14 protein-coding genes are annotated in these 16,995 nt (G+C 52.5%); 7 read left to right on the forward strand and 7 right to left on the reverse strand.

Translation table 11 applies throughout. The annotated features are described in order from the left end of the window. Positions 1 to 8: 8 nt before the first annotated feature. Together KU392_RS03830 and epsC are read left to right on the forward strand one after the other, a co-directional pair. Positions 9 to 1,442: an efflux transporter outer membrane subunit gene (locus tag KU392_RS03830; protein WP_246587273.1), complete on the forward strand. Its 1,434-nt coding sequence runs from the start codon at positions 9 to 11 to the stop codon at positions 1,440 to 1,442. 82 nt (positions 1,443 to 1,524) lie between these two features. Beyond that, a complete protein-coding gene (epsC, locus tag KU392_RS03835; protein ID WP_169293563.1) occupies positions 1,525 to 2,481 on the forward strand; it encodes a serine O-acetyltransferase EpsC in 957 nt (318 codons plus the stop codon). 131 nt (positions 2,482 to 2,612) lie between these two features. Here epsC and KU392_RS03840 read toward each other — a convergent pair whose 3' ends face one another. Continuing rightward, positions 2,613 to 3,569, reverse strand: coding sequence for a Nudix family hydrolase (locus KU392_RS03840; protein WP_217734611.1), 957 nt, complete (start codon positions 3,567 to 3,569; stop codon positions 2,613 to 2,615). 45 nt (positions 3,570 to 3,614) lie between these two features. Further along, a complete protein-coding gene (locus tag KU392_RS03845) occupies positions 3,615 to 4,487 on the reverse strand; it encodes an ATP-binding protein (protein ID WP_217734612.1) in 873 nt (290 codons plus the stop codon). A 149-nt stretch (positions 4,488 to 4,636) separates the two neighbouring features. Here KU392_RS03845 and ispB point away from each other — a divergent pair, with 149 nt between their 5' ends. Then, a complete protein-coding gene (gene ispB / locus KU392_RS03850) occupies positions 4,637 to 5,602 on the forward strand; it encodes an octaprenyl diphosphate synthase (protein WP_217734613.1) in 966 nt (321 codons plus the stop codon). Positions 5,603 to 5,610: 8 nt separating this feature from the next. On the opposite strand, the gene KU392_RS03855 is transcribed toward ispB, so the two are convergent. Beyond that, on the reverse strand, positions 5,611 to 6,651 hold the full coding sequence (locus KU392_RS03855) for a C45 family autoproteolytic acyltransferase/hydrolase (protein ID WP_169293567.1): 1,041 nt from the start codon (positions 6,649 to 6,651) through the stop codon (positions 5,611 to 5,613). A gap of 200 nt (positions 6,652 to 6,851) precedes the next feature. Here KU392_RS03855 and glnH point away from each other — a divergent pair, with 200 nt between their 5' ends. The 4 genes from glnH to ilvD all read left to right on the forward strand — a co-directional run bounded on the left by glnH (position 6,852) and on the right by ilvD (position 11,055). After that, on the forward strand, positions 6,852 to 7,610 hold the full coding sequence (gene glnH, locus KU392_RS03860; RefSeq protein ID WP_169293568.1) for a glutamine ABC transporter substrate-binding protein GlnH: 759 nt from the start codon (positions 6,852 to 6,854) through the stop codon (positions 7,608 to 7,610). 117 nt (positions 7,611 to 7,727) lie between these two features. Then, complete coding sequence (gene glnP / locus KU392_RS03865; RefSeq protein ID WP_169293569.1) at positions 7,728 to 8,438, forward strand: glutamine ABC transporter permease GlnP; 711 nt, start codon at positions 7,728 to 7,730, stop codon at positions 8,436 to 8,438. Beyond that, positions 8,435 to 9,163 (forward strand): glutamine ABC transporter ATP-binding protein GlnQ, encoded by a 729-nt coding sequence (gene glnQ, locus KU392_RS03870; protein WP_169293570.1) that lies wholly within the window; start codon positions 8,435 to 8,437, stop codon positions 9,161 to 9,163. The genes glnP and glnQ overlap by 4 nt, the downstream gene beginning before the upstream one ends. A gap of 26 nt (positions 9,164 to 9,189) precedes the next feature. Further along, a complete protein-coding gene (gene ilvD / locus KU392_RS03875; RefSeq protein ID WP_169293571.1) occupies positions 9,190 to 11,055 on the forward strand; it encodes a dihydroxy-acid dehydratase in 1,866 nt (621 codons plus the stop codon). 94 nt (positions 11,056 to 11,149) lie between these two features. On the opposite strand, the gene ppc is transcribed toward ilvD, so the two are convergent. The 4 genes from ppc to KU392_RS03895 all read right to left on the reverse strand — a co-directional run bounded on the left by ppc (position 11,150) and on the right by KU392_RS03895 (position 16,688). Next, the gene (gene ppc / locus KU392_RS03880) at positions 11,150 to 13,996 is read right to left on the reverse strand and encodes a phosphoenolpyruvate carboxylase (RefSeq protein WP_217734614.1); all 2,847 of its coding nucleotides are present in this window, start codon (positions 13,994 to 13,996) and stop codon (positions 11,150 to 11,152) included. 113 nt (positions 13,997 to 14,109) lie between these two features. Beyond that, positions 14,110 to 14,889 (reverse strand): ABC transporter ATP-binding protein, encoded by a 780-nt coding sequence (locus KU392_RS03885; protein ID WP_169293573.1) that lies wholly within the window; start codon positions 14,887 to 14,889, stop codon positions 14,110 to 14,112. Beyond that, positions 14,889 to 15,692 (reverse strand): ABC transporter permease, encoded by an 804-nt coding sequence (locus KU392_RS03890; RefSeq protein ID WP_169293574.1) that lies wholly within the window; start codon positions 15,690 to 15,692, stop codon positions 14,889 to 14,891. Before KU392_RS03890 ends, KU392_RS03885 begins: the two co-directional genes overlap by 1 nt. Positions 15,693 to 15,725: 33 nt before the next feature. Beyond that, the gene (locus tag KU392_RS03895; RefSeq protein WP_169293575.1) at positions 15,726 to 16,688 is read right to left on the reverse strand and encodes an ABC transporter substrate-binding protein; all 963 of its coding nucleotides are present in this window, start codon (positions 16,686 to 16,688) and stop codon (positions 15,726 to 15,728) included. Positions 16,689 to 16,995: the final 307 nt, after the last annotated feature.

The raw sequence follows: 16,995 nt of genomic DNA on the forward strand, positions 1-16,995 counted from the left end.
GTTGAAGAATGAGTGAAGCTTTGAGCAATGATTCCCGTTTTCCAGGCAGGTATTTCCGTTGGGTCGCGACCATGCTGTCACTGGCCCTGTTAAGTGCCTGTACGGTAGGGCCCGATTACGTGCGTCCCGTTCAAGAAACAGGACTGGCCTACAAGGCGGAAAAGGTGGATGGCTGGGTACAGGCCCGGCCTGGAGATGATTTGTCCAAGGGCAACTGGTGGGAGCGCTTCAATGAGCCGGTGCTGAATGATTTAATGAAGCAACTGAATGCGTCCAATCAGAGTATTGTCCAGGCGGTGGCCCGTTATGATGCGGCCAGGGCCCTGACGGCACAAGCCCGTTCGGGTTTTTTCCCGGTGTTGGGTAGCGGTGCCGGCTATGACCGTTCGGGTGGCAGCAATCGCTCGGGAACCTCGCAATATGATTTAAGCGGATCCCTGAACTGGGAACTTGACTTGTGGGGGAAAGTTCGCCGGCAGGTGCAAGGCCAGGAGGCGGCGCAGCAGGCCAGCGCGGCTGATTTGGCCAATGTCAGGCTGAGCATGCAGTCGGAACTGGCCAGGAATTATTTTAATTTGCGCATGATTGATGAGCACAAACGCTTGCTGGAACGGACTTTGCAGGCCTATGAACGCTCATTGCGGATGAACCGGAACCGTTATGCGCAAGGGGTGTCGGCACGGGGCGATGTGGTGGCCGCCATGGCGCAGGTGAATAATGCACGTGCGCAGGCTATTGATATTGAAGCCGAACGTGCGCGAACGGAAAATGCGATTGCCGTGCTGACTGGACAGTTGCCGTCCAGCGTGAATATAGCGCCTGTTGCCTTCGAAGTGAAAGTGCCAGCTATTCCAGTCAGTGTGCCGGCTACTTTACTGCAAAGGCGGCCTGATGTGGCGGCTGCCGAGCGCAAGGTGGCGCAGGCCAATGCTGATATTGGGGTTGCCCAGTCAGCCTGGTTCCCCGATTTGAAACTGAATTTATCCGGGGGATTGCAAGCTGCCACGTTTTCAGACTGGATTTCTTCCCCGCTTAATTTCTGGTCATTGGGTCCGGCGCTGGCCATGACCCTGCTGGACGGGGGGGCGCGTGCGGCCAATATCAATTATGCCAAAGCGTCTTATCAGGCCGAGGTGGCCGGGTACCGTCAAACGGTTTTGACGGCCTTGCAGGAAGTGGAAGATGCAATCAGTACCCTGGGTGTGCTCAATCGTGAGATTAAGGTTCAGCAGCAGGCATTGGCTGCTTCACGCGAGTCTTTGCAGATAACCCGCAACCAGTTTGAGGCAGGCCTGATTGATTATTTAAGTGTGGTGCAGGTGGAGACAGCGGCCTATTCGGCGGAACGCACGGCTTTGCAGTTGGAAAATCAGCGGCTTAATACGACGGTCGATTTGATCAAGGCGTTGGGGGGTGGCTGGAGTGAGTCGTTAACACCATAGTATTGATGTGGTTTGTTTGCGGTGTTTTCCCTGCTTGTGTTAAAACTGTGGTATTTAGTTGACCCTTTTTGACGGGTGTTATATGCCGATTTTCAAGTGTGATTCCAAAAGTGATAACCCCCAGGTTTTTCCCTTGGATGATATTGTTTGTGGCCTGCGTGAGGCGCGTCATAAGTGGCGGGTATCGCAAAACCGCCAGCATGAGATCGGGGGACGGCATTTGCCTTCTCCCAGTGAGATCAGGGAAGCCCTGGATTCACTGATCAGTGCGCTGTTCCCGATGCGTTTGGGACCTAATGATTTGCTGCAGGAAACCGAAGATTATTATGTGGGCTATACCATTGGGGTGGCGTTGAATGTGTTGCTGGCCCAGGTTCGGCTGGAAGTCCGTTATCAGTATCGTAATGACACTTTAAGTGCCGAAGCGCTCGAGGAGCGTGCGGTGGAAATCATGAAAGCGTTTTCGATTTCCCTGCCAAGGATTCGCAGCCAGTTGGATACCGATGTGAATGCGGCTTATGTGGGTGATCCGGCCGCTGGCAGTGTGGATGAGGTGCTGCTGTGTTATCCGGGTATTCTGGCGATGATTTATCACCGGATTGCACATGAGTTTTATAAGCTGGATGCCAAGCTGGTGGCGCGTATTATTGCCGAGCTGGCACATAGTCAGACGGGTATTGATATTCATCCCGGTGCACAGATTGGTGACGGGTTTTTTATTGATCATGGCACGGGCGTAGTCATTGGCGAGACAACGATTATCGGAGAGCGGGTGCGGGTGTATCAGGCGGTCACGTTGGGCGCGAAGAGTTTTCCGGTGGCAGAGGACGGGTCGCTGCATAAGGGGCTGGCAAGGCATCCGATTGTTGAGGATGATGTGGTGATTTATGCGGGGGCGACTATTCTTGGCCGCGTAACGATTGGGAAAGGTGCCACGATTGGCGGCAATGTCTGGTTAACGCATGATGTGGCCCCTGGCAGTTTTGTCAGCCAGGCCTCCAGCCGTGACGAGCGGTTTTTTCAGAAAAACGGAGAGTAACAAGCCCCGTTGGCCTCGTTCCCATGCTCCAGCGTGGGAATGCCTACCCCGTTCCTTTGAAACAGCAAAAAACACCACCGGTGCAGCGACTTCGACCCGCAGGGGCATCGGAGCAAACCGGTGGTGTTTTTTTACCAACCGCTAATCCCCGCAATCCCATGTGCACCGTTTTGTTGGGCAACGGGCAGCAGGGTTTCATTCATGCCGCCAATGGCAAAAACGGGCAGGCCGGCCTCGGCACTTAGTTGCGTGAAGCTTTCCCAGCCCAGCGGTGGCTGCTTGGGGTGGCTGGCGGTGGGCAAAACATGGCCGAGCACGGTGAAGTCAGCCTGAATGATGTTGGCATACAGCAGATCGGCCAGGTTGTGGGCCGAGACACCGACCAGTTTATCTTCAGGCAAGGGCCGTTCTTCCAGCAGGAGAGCGTCCTGGGCCCTTAGTTGCACGCCATCGGCCAGGCTCCACCAGGCTTTGGGGTGGATGCTGTTGATGATCAGGCGGGCACCTTTTTGGTGGCAGCGCTGGTGTATTTCCAGCATGAGTGCTTTCAGGGATTCGGCTTTGGGGCCTTCGTCCCAGTTGGGTTCGCGCAGTTGGAAAAGGCGGATTCCGCGGTCCAGCAGTGAGTCCAGTTTTTCCAGCCAGGCGGGAGCGTTGGCGGCCGAGCCGATGGCGCTGATGGCGTAGCGGTCGGGGATACCCAGCCATTTAAGCGGCGGCAAAGAGGCGGGTAACAGCTGGCCCAGTTGTTCTGCGCTTTCCGGTTGGGTCCAGGCCAGTTGCTGGTTTTCAAGGCCGGTGGGTGTGCCTTGCCAGCGGGTGACTTTCCAGAAGGCAAGATGTACGATGTTTTTGGGATATTCGTGAACAAAGTTGACCCATGGAGTGGCTTGTTCGACAGTGATGTCGAGTTCTTCTTTCAGTTCGCGGCACAGGGCCTGGTGGACGGATTCACCGGCTTCTATTTTACCGCCGGGAAACTCCCACCAGTCTTCCCAGGGTTTGCCTTTGGGGCGTTGTCCAAGCAGTATTTCACCGTTGTCACGGATGATGACGCCAACGGCGACATGGATGTGTGGTTTTGACATGTTTGTGTATTTTGGCTTAACGGGTTTAATTGTTTATTAACGGGTTCATTGATCCATGTGGCGTGCGGCCCAGTCGCGCGCGAAATGACGGGCAACGCGGCCGGAACGTGAACCGCGTTCAAGGGTCCATTGCAGGGCTTCGGTACGGCTGGCCAATATGTGTTCTTCGGGACAACCCAGTTCACGCAGCCAGTGGTACACAATGTCCAGGTAATCGTCTTGTTTGAACGGGTAGAAGGACAGCCACAGGCCAAAGCGCTCGGACAGTGAGATTTTTTCTTCCACGGTTTCGCCAGGGTGGACTTCGCCATCGCTTTGATGTTTGGCGGCCAGGTTTTCGCTCATGTATTCGGGCATTAAATGGCGACGGTTTGAGGTGGCGTAAACCAGCACGTTGTCGCCCGCCGAAGAGATGGAGCCATCAAGAATGGATTTAAGCGCCTTGTAGCTGGCCTCGCCTTCTTCAAAAGAGAGGTCATCGCAGAAAATGATGAAGCGTTCAGGGCGCTGGGCAACCAGGTCGACAATATCGGCCAGATCACCCAGATCGGACTTGTCCACTTCAATCAGGCGCAGGCCCTGGCTGGCGTATTTGTCGAGCATGGCCTTGACCAGGGAGCTTTTGCCGGTTCCGCGGGCACCTGTCATGAGGACGTTATTGGCCGGTTTTTTTTCAAGGAAATGCAGGGTATTGCGCTCGATGATGTTTTTTTGCCGGTCGATATGTTTGAGGTCATCAGGGGTGATGGTCGAGATGTGTTTGACGGCATCAAGCCAGGCGGTGTTGCCTTTTTTGCGCCACCGGAAGGCGGTGGCATTCCAGTCAGGGGTGGGGGGGGCAGGGGGCAGCCATGCTTCAAGCTGGCCCAGAACGCGTTCGGCGCGTGCAATCAGGGTGGTGAAATCGTGGTTTGTCATTGCTGCAAAGTAATTTGAAAAAGCATTAAAAACAGGTACATTATCACTGAAATAGGGTTTTTCACTGTGATATTTGAGTGAGTCGAATATAATTACACAGTTTGACAGCCTTTTAAATTGATTCTTTTTCTTAATCTGTTGGATTTACCTTGAACTTAGCCGAGATTGTTAGCCCTATTGCCAATGACATGAAAGCGGTCGATGCCGTTATTCGTCAGCGTTTGAACTCTGAGGTCGTCATGATCCGTACTATTGGCGACTATATCATCAGCGCAGGAGGCAAGCGTATGCGGCCTGCCATGGTTCTGATGATTGCCAATGCGTTAGGTTATAAAGGGGCCGACCATCATTTAATGGCTGCCATTATCGAATTCATTCACACTTCAACCTTGCTGCATGATGACGTGGTTGACGAGTCCGACATGCGGCGCGGGCGCAGTACGGCCAATGCGGTGTTTGGCAATGCGGCCAGTGTCCTGGTGGGCGACTATTTATATTCCCGCTCATTTGAAATGATGGTGGATATCGATTCCATGAGGATAATGCAGATCGTGTCCAATGCCACCACGATTATTGCCGAGGGTGAAGTCCTGCAGTTGCTGAACGTTCACGACCCCGACGTGTCGGTTGAACGCTATTTACAGGTTGTTCGTTATAAAACGGCAAAACTGTTTGAGGCGGCAGCCCAGACTGGTGCGGTCATTGCCGGTGCCAGCCCTGAGCAGGAAAAGGCGGCTGCCGAATATGGCTGTTACGTGGGTACCGCTTTCCAGCTGATTGATGATGTGCTGGATTACTCTGGCGATGCCGAAACCCTGGGCAAGAACGTGGGTGACGATTTGCGTGAAGGCAAACCAACCCTGCCCCTTATTCGTGTCATGCAGGTGGGTACACCCGAGCAGCGCGACCTGGTGTATAAAGCCATTGAAACCGGAGAGGCTGATTTTACCGAGGTTGCCCGAGCCATCCAGGCTACCGATGCCCTGGCGTACACTCGCAAGATTGCGCAGGAAGAGGCCGAGCGTGCCCTAAGGGCTCTGGAACCCTTTCCTGACTCTCCCTATAAAGATGCCCTGATCGGCTTTTGTCACTTTTCCACCGATCGCAATAGCTGATCGGCTCACTAAATATTGCTGGAAACCAGATCAGCGTCCTTGAAGACATAAATCGGTTTGGTTGGCCAGGCACCATCGTAAACCTGCCATTGAACACCCTGTGGGCCAATTTGCATGTCAGCGGTCGCCAGGGTGTTTTCGTGGTCGCTGTCATTGATTTGCTTGCGATAAACCGGAAATTGCGGATGGGTTTGATCGGCCAGAATCTCTAGCGGGTGGCCGACCCCCTTAGCCAGCATTTGCTGGCCACGCAACTGGCGCCAGCCTGATGACCCGGTAATGATTTGCGGATAATTAAACGTTTCGTCATGGATGGCATGATTGGCATGTACCTGATCGGCAGTGATGCTCTTGACCGAGCAGGCGGATGAAAAAAATTCGATACTGAGCAGATGGGGGCTGTTGGTGTGGGCAAGACTAATATGAAAACCGCCGGCTCGCGGAAGCGTTTGCAGCAGCTCCACGGCCTGCTCCAGGCTGGCTTGGTTTAACAGGGCCCGGGTAAGCACCATACGGGGAATGCCGCCTGCCACATGGCGGGAACGCAGGTTGTTAACGGCCATGGCCAGACCTGTCTGGGTCACCGCAAAGGTGTGGCCGGGAATCGAGGCCGGATATACAAAGGAAGTAAAAGCGGGTGAATTGTTGACCTGGCATCGGGCCATGGCGCAATAACCGTTAAATTCCGGGTAGCCGTCTTCATTGTGGCAAATGCGCCGTTCAGTGCGTTGTGCCGTTTGCGGGTATTGTACGGTGGTGCAGCCGTCTTTGCTCATGGCCCAGATATCGCCCCGGCAATTCCACAGGAATACATCGGTTTCATCCAGTTCCAAACCCTTTGCCAATCCCTGGATTTCTTCCCAGATGGCAGGAAAATGCTGTTGTACCCGGGTTTTCATTTCCATGAGGTCAGGGTCATGTTTGAAAGAAGTGATATAAGCCCAGTCGGGCGATGTTAGCAGGAAGGCGTGTACGCCAGGAGCGCCAAATTCACCCAGCTGACGGCCAACTTCGTGGGGTGAGCCCTGGATATTGATGTAAGACAGCATGGAAAGCACCTTTTCGGGAAAGACTGAAGTAAAAAACGGCTATAAATGTGACGGGCTTTCGGGTTTACCTTAAGGCCTTATTTTTAACTGTTCATTATCCTATAAAACGGGTTATATTGAATGTTCTTTAGTATGCAATGGGCTGCATTTCCCAAAGCATGAAGAACAGAAAGTGTAAACATACGATTTCAGGAGTAGTCATGTTAAAAAATAAAATGAAAGCAGCATTATTGGGATTTGCCATTACCTTTGCAATTCCAGCTGCAACCACAGCTTATGCACAAGATAAGGAACTGGTTGTTGCTACTGATACGGCCTTTGTACCTTTTGAATTCAAACAGGACGGCAAGTATGTCGGTTTCGATATCGATTTATGGGATGCCATTGCCAAAGAACTGAATCTGAAATATCGTCTGCAACCCATGGATTTCAACGGTATTATTCCCGGCTTGCAAACCAGGAATATCGATGCGGCGCTGGCCGGCATCACCATCAAGGACGAGCGTAAACAAGTCATCGACTTTTCCGATCCCTACTACGAAAGCGGCCTGGCCATCCTGACTTCCGTCAACAATGAAAACATTAAAACCGCGGCAGACCTGGCCGGTAAAGAAGTGGCGGTTAAAACCGGTACGGCAACCGTGGATTACCTGAAAAAAGAAGTGCCCGATGCCAAGCTGAAACTGTTCCCGAACATTGACAACGCCTTCCTTGATCTGGCAACGGGCCGGGTGGATGCCGTGGTGCACGACACGCCTAACGTCCAGTACTATGCCAACACGGCAGGCAAGGGCAAAGTAGTGGTTACGGGCGCATTGCAAAGTGGTGACTTCTATGGTATTGCTTTCCCTAAAGGCAGTGACATGGTGGAAAAAGTCAATGCAGCCCTGAAAACCCTGAAAGACAATGGCGAGTACGAAAAAATCTATACCAAATGGTTTGGTGAAGAAGTCAAGTAATCAAGCAGGCGCCTGAAGCGTTTATAGGGCAATATGAAACGGTGATTGCTGTCCTGTATGGGCAATCACCGTTTTTACTTTGTGTATTGCCGTTTTGCACATAATAAGGAAAAGCTTATGGACTTTGATTTGTCGGTTGTTTGGGATGCGTTGCCCAGCCTATGGCAAGGTACGCTGGTGACAATCAAAATTACTTTTTGGGGCTTGTTTGGCGGTGCCGTACTGGGTGCGCTGGCGGGGGTCATTCGTACGTATGTGCCGGGCTGGTTCTCACTCGATGTGATCCGTCAGCACCCGCTGAGCGGTATTGTGCTGCCGCTGGTTTCCATGATTGCGCAGGCTTATATCCTGATTGTCCGGGGTACCCCGATTGTGGTACAGGTCATGTTTATTTACTTTGCCTTGCCACTGATGGTGGATGTGCGGGTTGATGGCATGAGTGCAGCCATTGCGACACTTATTATCAACTCTGGCGCCTATATCGCGGAAATCGTGCGTGGTGCCTTGCAATCCGTGCCCAAAGGCCTGTTCGAGGCGGGGCAGTCCATGGGTTTGCCCTTTTACAAAATCCTGTTGCGCATTATCGGGCCGATTGCCTTTCGCCGCATGATTCCCGCCCTGGGCAACCAGTGTATTATCAGTTTGAAAGACTCTTCCCTGTTTATCGTGATCGGGGTTGCCGAACTGACCCGGCAGGGCCAGGAAATCATGGCCAGCAACTTCAGGGCTGTTGAAATCTGGGGGGCGGTGGCGGTTATATATTTGATTCTGACCGGTTTGATCGCACTGATCCTGAAAACCATGGAACGTAGGATGCGAATATTATGAGTATGGTAACTTTTGAGCATGTCGTTAAAAAGTTTGGCCACAACACCATTCTTGATGATATCAGCCTGACCATTAACAAGGGTGAAGTGGTTGTGGTGGTGGGGCCTTCAGGTTCGGGCAAGTCCACCTTTCTGCGTTGCATCAATGCGCTGGAAACCATTCAGGGCGGTGATATCAGGGTGGGTCAGTTAAGTGTGCGGGGCAAGCCTGCCGAGGTACGCGAGCTGCGCCGGGAAGCCGGTATGGTGTTTCAGCAGTTCAACCTGTTTCCACAGTTGACGGCACTGGAAAATGTCATGTTTGGGCCCATCCATGCCCGCGGCATGTCCAACAAACAGGCGCGCGAGAAAGCGATTGCCTTGCTTGAAAAAGTGGGTCTGGCCGAGCGTATGGATCATTACCCTGGTGAGCTGTCGGGCGGACAACAACAGCGCGTGGCCATTGCCCGGGCGCTGGCGGTCAACCCCTTGCTGATGCTGTTTGACGAGCCTACCTCGGCTTTGGACCCTGAGTTGCGCCATGAAGTCCTCAAGGTGATGAAAGATCTTGCCGAAGAGGGCATGACCATGATTGTGGTAACCCATGAAATGGACTTCGCTCGCAAGGTGGGAAGCCGCTTAATTTTTATCGATCAGGGTAAAATAGCTCATGATGGCCCGCCATCTGAATTATTATCTAATCCTCCAAGTCAGCGTTTGAAAGATTTTTTACAACACGTTGTGTAACCTCCCAGATAGTTTTAGGAATCAGTATGCCTCAGTATCGTTCAAAAACCTCTACACATGGCCGCAATATGGCCGGTGCCCGCGCTTTGTGGCGAGCCACAGGGATGAAAGACGGAGATTTCGGCAAACCTATTATTGCCGTGGTCAACTCGTTTACCCAGTTTGTGCCAGGGCATGTGCACCTGAAAGATATGGGGCAGCTGGTGGCGCGTGAAATCGAAGCGGCCGGAGGTGTTGCCAAAGAGTTCAATACCATTGCGGTTGATGACGGGATTGCCATGGGCCATGGTGGCATGCTGTATTCCCTGCCTTCGCGTGAGCTTATTGCCGATTCAGTTGAGTATATGGTGAATGCACACTGTGCCGATGCCATGGTTTGCATTTCCAACTGCGACAAAATCACCCCGGGCATGCTCATGGCTGCCATGCGTTTGAATATCCCGGTTGTCTTCGTATCGGGTGGTCCCATGGAAGCCGGTAAAATTCTGGCGCCAGGAACCGGTAAGGTCATTGCCAAGCTTGACCTGATTGATGCCATGATCAAGGCGGGCGATCCCACCGTATCCGATGCGGAAACCGAAGAAACCGAGCGTAGTGCCTGCCCAACCTGTGGTTCATGCTCTGGTATGTTTACCGCCAACTCCATGAACTGCCTGACCGAAGTGCTGGGCCTGTCCTTGCCGGGCAACGGTTCGATTGTGGCAACGCATGCCAAGCGCCGTGCCCTTTTTGAGCGTGCGGGCAGTCTGATTGTTGAGCTGTGCAAACGCTATTACGAGCAGGATGATGCGTCTGTCCTGCCACGTAATATTGCGACCAAATCCTCTTATGAAAACGCCATGGCCCTGGACGTCGCTATGGGTGGTTCGACCAATACCGTGCTGCATTTGCTGGCGGCTGCCCAAGAGGCAGAGATTGATTTCAATATGAGTGATATTGACCGTATTTCCCGTCAGGTTCCCTGTCTATGCAAGGTGGCACCGGCTACCAACAAATACCACATGGAAGATGTTCATCGTGCCGGTGGTGTGATGGCGATTCTGGGTGAGCTGGCTCGTGCCGGTAAACTTGACCTCAATGCAGGTAACGTACACAGCGGTACGCTGGGCAAAGCCATTGAGCAGTGGGATGTCAATAGTGGACATGCCTCAGAGGAAGTCAAAGAGTTTTACAAGGCTTCACCAGGTGGGGTACCCTCCCAAGTGGCTTTCAGTCAGGATAGACAGTACCCCAGTCTGGATCTTGATCGAGCCAACGGTTGTATCCGCAGCCATGAACATGCCTATTCACAAGATGGCGGTCTGGCAGTACTGTATGGCAACCTGGCCATCAATGGCTGTATTGTTAAAACCGCCGGTGTTGATGAAAGTATTTTGAAGTTTACCGGCAAGGCGGTTGTTTATGAAAGCCAGGAAGATGCAACAGCCGGTATTCTGGGTGATCAGGTCAAGGAAGGCGATGTTGTGATTATTCGCTACGAAGGCCCTAAAGGGGGTCCGGGCATGCAGGAAATGCTGTACCCCACCTCTTACCTGAAATCCAAAGGTCTGGGTGCCAAGGCTGCCTTGCTGACAGATGGCCGCTTTTCAGGCGGTTCGTCAGGCCTGGTGATCGGTCATGCCTCTCCCGAGGCGGCTGAGGGCGGTAATATCGGTCTGGTCCAGCAAGGTGATATCATCGAGATTGATATTCCAAACCGTACCATTCATCTGGCCATTTCCGATGAAGAGCTGGCGCGTCGCCGTGCCGCCATGGAAGCCAAGGGTGATCGTGCATGGCAACCGGAAAACCGTGAGCGTTATGTGTCACAGGCCCTGCAGGCATATGCCGCCATGGCCACCTCGGCCGACCGAGGTGCCGTGCGTGATGTCAGCCAGTTAAAGCGCCGTTAATTTTTTAACGGTAACCGGATGGGGGCGCTGTTGTGCCCGTGTCCGGTGGCAAGGCATTCCCACGCTCCCGCGTGGGAACCTCTATCCAAGTTGCTTAGCCTGAGTTTCGCAGGCCGGTGGCAATCCCGTTAATAGTCAGGTGGATGGTGCGCTGGCTGCGGGCGCTGGCAAACTTGCTGACTTTGACATTGTCTTTTTCATCCTGGCGCAGGCGGCTAATGACTTCAACCTGCAAGTAATTAAGCGGGTCGATATAGGCAAAACGTTCTTGCAGGGCAGCCACCAGTTCGGGGTTGTCAGCCAGCAGTTCGCGACCGGTAATTTTCTTGAGCATGGCCAGGGTTTTGGCGTGTTCGGTTTCAATCATGCCGAAGATTTTTTCCCGGGTTGATGTTTGCGTGACCAGAGAGCTGTATTGCTTGCCAATGTTCAAATCTGATTTTGCCAGTACCATTTCCATATTGGACAGCATGGTGCGGAAGAAGGGCCAATGCTGTTCCATTTCCTGCAATTGCTCAAGACGTTCCCGGGCGGTTTCAGGGGCACCGGGTATGCCTTCATTCAGATAGGTTTCGATTGCAGTGCCTACGCCGTACCAGCCGGGAATCATCAGGCGGCATTGTGCCCATGAAAAACTCCAGGGAATGGCGCGCAGGTCTTCAATACGTTGGCCGCTTTTGCGTGAAGCCGGGCGTGAGCCAATATTCAGGCCGGCAATTTCATGAATGGGGGTCGCGGCAAAGTAATATTCATTGAATTCAGGGGTGCCGTATACCAGCTGGCGATAGGTGGCCTCGGCAATGGCAGACATATGATCCATCGCATGAGCGAATTTTTCCATGTGTCTGTCCCGGGTGTTGTTCTTGGCCGAGAGACTGGCTTCCAGGGTGGCGCAAACCAGCAGTTCAAGGTGCCAGCCGCCAATATCGGCATTCTTGTATTTGCTTTGAATGACTTCGCCCTGTTCGGTCAGGCGGATTTGCCCGGCAACCGTACCGGGTGCCTGCGCCAGAATGGCATCAAAGCTGGAGCCGCCACCACGGCCTACCGAACCGCCACGGCCATGGAACAGGCGCAGGCGGATATCGTGTTTTTCAAAAACCCGGACCAGTTCGAGCTCGGTTTTGTACAAGGCCCAGTTGGACGTCAGGTAACCCCCGTCCTTGTTGCTGTCAGAGTAGCCCAGCATGACTTCCTGGATACCGTTCTGAGCGTGCCGGATACGGTTTTTGACAGCTGGCAGCCCAAGCCAGCGATCCATGATGTCGGCGCCAGCCTGAAGGTCGGGAATGGTTTCAAACAGGGGGACCACAATCAGGCCGTCATCCTCTGACAGGGGCAGCAGCTCGCCGTTTTCATCGCGTTCCTGCGTGATCAGGCCGGTTTCCTGCTGCAAGACCAGGACTTCGAGCATATCGCTAAGCGTTTCTGTGTGGGAAACAATATATTGCTGAATGGTTTGTTTGCCGTAACGCTTGCAGACAAAGGCGGCCGCACGCAGGATGTCCAATTCCTTGGTGGTTTCTTCGCTGTAACCTTGCCAGGGGGAAACCAGTGGACGGCTTTGATTGAGCTCGTCCAGCAGCAGCTCTACTTTTTCTTCTTCGCTTAAGCGGGCGTAGTCAACCGGTTTACCCTTGAAGGTAATGGCGGCGCGACGGTACAGTTCGGTCAGGATTCTTTCGTGAACATCCGAGCTTTGGCGCAGATCCAGGGTGGCCAGATGAAAACCGAAAACCCGTACTGCCTGCAATAGTTTGTCCAGATGCAAAGTCACCACAGCACCTGCCTGGTTTTGTTTCAGGGAGTCGATAATGATTTCAAGATCGTCCGCAAAGGCGGCAGGGGTGGTGTAGGGCTCTGCCACATGGGTGCTGCGAATGGTAATGCTTTGGTCGGTCAGCAGGCGTGCGGTGGCGGCCAGGCGGGCATAAATATAAATCAGGGCCCGGCGATAAGGCTCATCCTGACGGTGTTTGGACTGGTCGGGGCTGAGGTCGGACAGCGTTTGCAGAGCCTTGGTCACTTGGGTCAGCGAGGTGCTGAGTGACAGTTCGGAACCCAGCGAATGCACTTCAGTCAGGTAATACTCAAAAATGGCGGTTGATTGGCGCAGGACGGCATGTTTAAGCGTGTCGGCATTCACGAACGGGTTGCCGTCACGGTCTCCGCCAATCCAGGAGCCCATTTTAAGGAAGGTAGGCAGGGATGGCGTCTCACTTGCCCCGTCCTCTGACAGCGTTTTCAGATAATGATTCAGGCGGCTGTATAGCTTGGGGATGGCTGTCAGGAAGGTGTTGTTGAAATAGGCAATGGCGTTTTCAATTTCATCATCCACCATCAGCTTGTTAAAACGCAGCATGCGGGTCAGCCACAGGGTTTTGATATGACCGGCCAGTTCGGTCTCAAGCTCTGCCTGTTCGTATTCGGTAAGCGGCTTGTCGTACAGGGCCAGGCAACGCCCAATCTCGCGGTGCAGGTCCAGCGTGCTTTTGCGCTGGACCTCGGTGGGGTGGGCAGTCAAGACCGGAACAATGCATGCCTTTGTAAAGAACTCCCGGATGGCTTCCAGTGACACCCCCTGTTCTTTAAGCTTAAGCAATGTATGCTTGAAACTGCCGCGTAGCTCATCACTGTTTTCCAGCAGAATGCGGCGGTGGCGCCTGTTCTGGTCACGGTCTTCGGCCAGGTTCGCCAGGTGCAGGAAGTAACTGAACGCCCTTGACAGGGTATTGGCTTCATCATCAGACAGTGAGGTGATTTTGTCCAGCAGGACCTCACTGTCATTGATATTGCCTTCCCTGCGAAAACTGACGGCAGAACGCCGCACGGTTTCAATAACATCAAAAATGGGTTTGCCGTCGGACTCATGAATGCTTTGTCCAAGGATTTTTCCCAGCAAACGGATGTCTTGCTGTTGCTCGCTCTTTGTCTTCTTCACACTTTGTCTCTACGTTTTAATGAATTGGAAAAAAACAATTGTAGAGGCAAATGTCAGAAAGGGTAATTGAAAATTTTGAAAGACAGGCTTTCGTCGATTAAGGAAAAAAAAATCTAACGCTGTTCCGCCGCAATCGCTTCGGCCCTGATCTCTTCCGTCAGGCGTGCTTTCAGCTCCATGAATTCGGGTGTTGTCTTGACGGTGTAGTGTCGGGGGTGGGGCAGGTTAACCTTGATTTCGGTTTTGATGCGTCCGGGGCGGGCACTGAAAACGGCAATCCGGTTGGCCATGAAAATGGATTCATCAATATCATGAGTCACAAACAGGACGGTTTTTTGGGCCGACTCCCAAATGCCCAGCAACAGCTCCTGCATGAGCAGGCGGGTCTGGTTGTCGAGGGCGCCAAACGGTTCATCCAGCAGCAAAATCTTGGGGTCATTGGCCAGGGCACGGGCAATCGCAGTACGTTGCTGCATGCCGCCAGACAATTGTTTGGGAAAGTGCTGTTCAAAACCTTTCAGGCCAACACGGTGAATGAAGTAACTGCTGCGTTCCTTTTGTTCGGCGGCAGTCATGCCTTTTTCACGCAGGCCAAAACAAATGTTTTGTTCTACCGTGAGCCACGGAAACAGGGTATAGCTTTGAAACACCATGCCGCGGTCGGCACCGGGACCGGTAATGCGCTGGCCATCCAGAAGCACCTGGCCGGTGGTGGGGTGATCAAGCCCGGCAATAATGCGCAGCATGGTTGATTTGCCACAGCCCGAAGGGCCCAGGATAGTGACAAAATCATTTTCCTGGACGTTGAAATTGATCGGGGTCAGGGCTTGGGTTTGTGTGCCTTTTTTACCCGGAAAGACACGGCTGATGTTTTGTATTTCCAGCTGACTCATTACAGGTTGCTCCAGGCAAATAAATGGCGGTTGACCGCCTTGAAGGCAAAGTCGGAAATCAGGCCAATAACACCAATGGTGATAATGCCAAAAATAATCTGGCCTGTGTTCATCAGGGATTGACTATTGGTAATCATGTGACCGATACCGGACGAGGCACCGATCAATTCGGCCACAATCACATAGGTCCAGGCCCAGCCCAGCACCAAGCGCAGGATTTCTGCAATTTCCGGTGCTGCACCGGGCAGTATCACGCGACGGATGATTCCCTTGTTATTGGCGCCCAGCGTATAGGCCGCTTCCACCAGATCCTTGCGGGCATTACTGACCGTGACCGAAACCATCAGAATAATCTGGAAGACCGAGCCAATAAAAATCACCAGTATTTTTTGTGCTTCATCAACACCTGCCCATAAAATCAGCAAGGGAATAAATGCTGACGCTGGCAGATAGCGACAGAAGGAAACAAAGGGCTCCAGGAACGCTTCGATAAACTTGAAGGCCCCCATGGCAATTCCCAATGGCACGGCAACCAGACACGCCAGCAGGAAACCAACCAGCACACGCATGACCGTCATACCAATATCATGAATAAAATTGTATTCCGTGAAAAGCAGGTATCCCTCTTCAAGCATGGTAAGCGGGCTGGCCAGGAAAGTGGGGGAAACAAATCCCCCCAGGGTAAAAGCGGCCCAGACGGCAACGAATACAATGAAAAAGAGCAGACCCAGCACCCACTTGAAGCGTGGGTGAACGGGATGCAACGGCCTGAATTCAAAAATTTTGTGTTGTGTTGGTTTCATTACTGCGTTATTTAAGACTTAAGACGGCATGAGTTAATTAACATAAGTCGCATCAAACAGGGCGTTCAGGTCTGCTGGCGCCTTGCGGATCACTTTGGTGTCAATCAGGATGTCGGTGGCTTCTTTCATGAAGGGAATAATGTCATTTTTGAAGTATTCGCGACTGTCTTCCTTGGTTTTCCAGGTCAGGAATGAAGCGGATTTTTCGAATTGCTCAGCAGACTGCTTAACTTCGGCGCCCATGATGGTATAGGCTTCCTTAGGATTATTTTTAATCATCTCAAGGGCATCAGAGTAGCCGGCAACAAGTGCGTAACCGGCTTTGGGGTTGTCTTTGAGCCAGGTGGGGTTGCAGCCGACAAAGTCGATGATCGCAGGGTATTCAACGGTTGTTGCCAGGATTTTGCCGCCTTTTTCGTTTTCACGAACGGTGGACAGGTAGGGTTCGTAGCTCATGGCTACATCAACCTGACCTGCATTGAATGCCTGGGCAGCAGCCTGTGGTGACAGGGTGTTGGTTTTGATTTCGGACATTTTGATGCCGTTTTTGTGCATCATGTAAGACAACAGAAAGTAAGGAGAGGCACCCGCTGTTTCCACGGCAATGGTTTTACCTTTCAGTTCCTTGATGTCATTAACGTCATTGCGTACCGCGATGCCATCGGCGCCATGGGAGGCATCCAGCATGAATATTTGGGTGACCGGTACATTGTTGGCATTCCAGGCGATGAAGCTGTCGATGGTGGTGGCCACACATTGCAAAGAGCCGGAAGCGTAGGCCAGCAGACGGTCTTTAACGGGCAGGAATTTGATGTCGACATCCAAACCGTGTTTTTTGAAAAAGCCGGCTTTTTGTGCCAGGGTCAGGGGGGCAAATCCGGTCCAGCCAGACATGCCAATGACCACTTTGGTGGTTTCCTGGGCCGAGGCGGTAGCGGATACGGTAGAAAAACACAGGCTCAGGCCGACAAACAATGCTTTTTTCATTAAAGACATGATCTTTCCTTCGAGGTAACAGTAGGTGTGTTTTGGGGCGGTTATTTAAATACCAGGCAAGCCAAGATTTTATGACAGATTTGCGTAAATACGATTTATTCCCATGGAATTCGGTTAATTAGTTTTGGAAAATGATTGTTTTTTGTGGTTGAAGAATCATCTGGACACAAGACAGTCGTCTACGTATAATTTACGCTTCAAACAGGGGTACTAAGCATTCGCTTGGTTGAGAGAGACCCTTTGTACCAGTACGGATAATGCCGAGGCTGGGAGTTCAACATTCGAATCCCTCGAAAGTCATTCCCTA

Source organism: Advenella alkanexedens, from assembly GCF_019132845.1.
Classification (GTDB): Bacteria; Pseudomonadota; Gammaproteobacteria; order Burkholderiales; family Burkholderiaceae_B; genus Advenella; species Advenella alkanexedens.